Raw genomic sequence first — 497 nt, 5'->3', positions numbered from 1 at the left:
CTTTCAGCTGATATTCCGCTTCCATAATATCCGGTCGCTGCAGCAAAATTTGTGAAGACAGATTTGGTGGCAATTTTACTGGGGCTATCTCCCCGCCTTTCATCCCTTTTTCTGACGGAAGTGCGCGGTACGTTCCCAGCACCAGTTGCAGGGCATTGTTTGCCTGAGCCAGATCGCCTTCTCGTTTGGCTATTTCGGCGCGGGTACTTTCGATTTGTCCTCGCGCCTGTTCAAGTGCCAGAACGTTCGTACTCCCGGTCACGAGCTGCTGCTCAACGAAAGCATAGGACTGTTGATAATTTTTCAGCGTTTCCCGCGCAATACGGAGTTGTTCGTACGCCAGTTGCTGGCTGAAATAGCTCTGTGAAACGTTGGAGACCAGCAGGATGTGTACGGCACGACGGGCTTCTTCGCTGGCAAAGTAGTTCTGGCGATCAGCATCACTCATGTTCTTAAGTTTGCCGAAAAAATCGAGCTCATAACTGAACTCCAGACCT

General features: G+C 50.7%; 1 pseudogene. It reads right to left on the bottom strand.

The window, feature by feature from the left end:
- Positions 1-497: pseudogene (gene silC, locus FDX01_RS06325) on the bottom strand (Cu(+)/Ag(+) efflux RND transporter outer membrane channel SilC); the annotation flags it as partial.

Source organism: Citrobacter sp. wls613 (assembly GCF_005281195.1).
GTDB lineage: Bacteria > Pseudomonadota > Gammaproteobacteria > Enterobacterales > Enterobacteriaceae > Citrobacter > Citrobacter gillenii.
This window is presented reverse-complemented; position numbering and strand designations above follow the sequence as displayed.